Annotated in this window: 1 protein-coding gene and 1 pseudogene; both read right to left on the bottom strand. The window is 72.6% G+C overall.

The features are described from left to right. Positions 1–52: 52 nt before the first annotated feature. A pseudogene (locus tag ACY45C_RS09735) lies at positions 53–1,454 on the bottom strand (CoA transferase). Between the two features lie 413 nt (positions 1,455–1,867). Next, positions 1,868–2,899 carry an asparaginase gene (locus tag ACY45C_RS09730; protein ID WP_462187296.1) on the bottom strand — a complete coding sequence of 344 codons (1,032 nt, stop codon included), beginning with the start codon at positions 2,897–2,899 and terminating at the stop codon, positions 1,868–1,870. Between the last annotated feature and the right edge of the window lie 83 nt (positions 2,900–2,982).

Below are 2,982 nucleotides of genomic sequence, written 5' to 3'. Positions count from 1 at the left end.
CGCACGGTGGACACGCCGACGCGATCCCGCGGAACCCAGCACCTCAGCATGGCTATGCCCAGACCGCCGGGCTGGTGCCCAGCTGTGCCGGCGGGGAGATCCAGCTCGGCGCGACGCCGGCCACAGTGGCGGCCGGGCGGATGTACGACAGGGGTCCGAACTCGCTGTTCATCGTGGCGCAGAACTCCTCGACATCCTCCCGGGTCGGGTCGGGTCGGGTCGGAGAGCGCGAGCGTGTCGTGGTGTCCCAGCCCCTGCAGCCAACGACCGGTCCGGGCCAGGGACACACCGACGTGCCAGCTGCCCCCCTCGGTCGCCCGGCGCGCCAGCGCGTCCAGCACCCCGTAGACGGTGAGGTAGCCGGTCGCGTGATCGAGGGCCTGTGCCGGCAGCGGCCCGGGGCGGTCGGACCCGGTCACCGCCGCGGCGGCGGTCGCGATGCCGGACGCGGTCTGGACCAGACTGTCGAACCCGCGCAGACCGCTCCAGGGGCCCTGCCGTCCGTACGCGGTGATGGTCGCGCAGACGATGCCCGGCCGGATCCTGGCGACCGCCTCCGGGCCGAAGCCGAGCCGGTCGAGGGCCATCGGCCGGTAGGCCTGGAGCACCACGTCCGCCGAGGCGATCAGCTCGCGCAGCCGGCGGGCGTCCGCGGCCACCCGCAGGTTGAGGAAGGCGTTGCGCTTGCCGAACCCGGTGTCGACGAGCACCGTGTGCACCTCCGGCAGGTGGGCAGCGCCGACTCGCAGGACGTCGGCTCCGTAGGCGGCCAGCGTGCGACCGGCGACGGGACCGGCGATGACCCGGGTCAGGTCGAGCACCCGCAGACCCGCGGCCGGCGTCTCGGCCAGGGGCGCGGCGAGCACCGGGCCGTCGCCGAGCCGGCGCACCTCGACGAGGGGAAGCTCGTCGACCGCCCGGGCCTGCCTGTGCTCGCGCCATTCCCGCTCGCTGCGGGCCATGCTGGCGCACAGACCCATGGCGTGCAGCTCGAGTTCCAGCGGCTCGGCCTCGAAACGGCGGATGACCCGTTCGACGGCGGCGCGCTCGCCCGGCGTCCCAAGAAGATCCAGGATCCCGTTGCGGTGGTGCGGGAAGTTACAGTGCAGCTGGATCCACCGGTCGTCCCCGGTGCGGTAATACCCGGAGATCGCGTCCCACGGGCTCGGCGGTGGCTTGCCGGCCATCCGCAGGTACCGTTCGCTGCGGAAGACCGCGCTCGCGTGACGGGTGTCCACGGTGACCTCCGGCGGGGCCCCGCCGCCGCGGGCCGCGAGCAGGCGGCTGGCCCCGACAGCCGCGGCCGCCACCGACGCGGCCGCCATCATCGTCACCCGGTAGAGGCTGGGAAGGACGTCGGCGGGCCCGGTCACGGTCAGCCGCTCGGCGATGTCCGGATCCTGTACCAGCGACGCGACCTCGGTGACGATCTCCGAGTTCTGCCGTTGCCCCATCCACCCATCCTGTCCCACCCTGGCACGCACGCTGCGCCCCGAGCGCACCGTCGGCCGAACCGGAACAAGGCCGGCATGACCGACAAGACGATTCTGGGAGCCAAGAGCCGCAATGCACAGAAAATCCTACTTTGCGTGCTGTCCCGGCCTCCGGACTCTCGCTCGCCCCCCCGGGCCGCCCAAGGCCCATTCTGGTCATGTGTAGGTACTTTCGCCATGACACCGGGCTCGCAGTCGCCCGGTCGGGTGGTCGGCAATGGCAGGAGACACCCCGTGCGCGTGCAACGCTCGCTGTACGAGGTGCTGGACGTGCCGCCCAGCGCCACCGCCGAGCAGATCCGGCATACCTACCGCGTGGCCGCCCGCCGCACCCATCCCGGCGGCCGGTGGTTCGTCACCGGCCTTCGATCGGGTCAGACCGGTAGCCGCACGCGTAGGGAACCGGCCGGGCGCCCGCCGCCGAGCACCGTGGGCGCCCCGAGCACGGCGAGCTGAGCGAAGTCGAGCTCCAGGTGCCCGGGGGCGTCCGGACCGGGAAGAGCACCCAGGCGGGTCAGCACGGCCAGCGCGACCGGGATGCCGGGCCGCCCGCTCCCATCCGCGATCTTGACCGCGACCACGTGACCCTCGGGCGTCGCCACCACCGTGACACCCTCGGCGCCGTTCTTCGCGACGACGCCGGGTACCGCCCGCATCAGGTCGGTGTCGGACCGGCCGACACCCCCGATCAGCTCGGGATGCGCCCGCATGGCGTTGATGACCCGCCACTCGGGGCTGCCCGGCGCAGCCCGGACCATCGCCCGCAGTCCGCGGGCCAGGCCCGTGAGCGAGAACGCGAACAATGGGGCCCCGCACCCGTCCACGCTGGTCGCGACGATCTCCTCGCCGGCCAGCTCCTCGATCGTGCGCCGGATCACCTGCTGCAACGGATGATCGGGATCGGTGTAGTTCTCGATCGGCCAGCCGGCCGCTACGCAGCAGGCGATCATCCCCGCATGCTTGCCGGAGCAGTTCATCAGCACCGGCTCCGCGCGGCCCCCGGAGCGAAGGTGCGCCTGAGCCGCGGCCGGGCCCAACGGAAGATCGGCGGGACAGCGCAGGGTGTCGATGGAGACGCCCGCCACCGAGAGGATCTCCAGCACCCGCGCGAGATGCACCGGCTCGCCGCTGTGGGAACTCGACACAATGGCAAGCAGGTCACCGGGGATCTCCCGGCTCAGGAAGATGCCGTCCAGCCCGGCACGAAGCATCGCGGCGGCCTGAAGGGGCTTGACCGCCGACCGGGGGAAGATCGGGTGGTCGGGCACGCCGACGATGAGCGCACCGTCCCCGTCCCGACCGAGGCCGATGACGGTGCCGTGATGGCAACTCTCCACGAACGGCGCACCGCTGCGCAGCCCCCGGACAACCTCGACGACCAGCTGCGGGCCCTCCGGCGGCTGCATACAGCCAGCCTACGTCGGGCCTTCTCCCGCTCACCCGTTCTCGCCACCCGCCGAATCCGACGCTCGCCTCACGACGGCCGCCT

It is taken from the genome of Frankia sp. CcWB2, from assembly GCF_977927585.1.
Note: the sequence above shows the minus strand (reverse complement) of the source record. Positions and strands in the feature narration are given on the sequence as shown.

Coding starts and splice junctions, on each gene's coding strand:
- ACY45C_RS09730 (WP_462187296.1), bottom strand. CDS start 2,899: ATGCAGCCGCCGGAGGGCCCGCAGCTGGTCGTCGAGGTTGTCCGGGGG.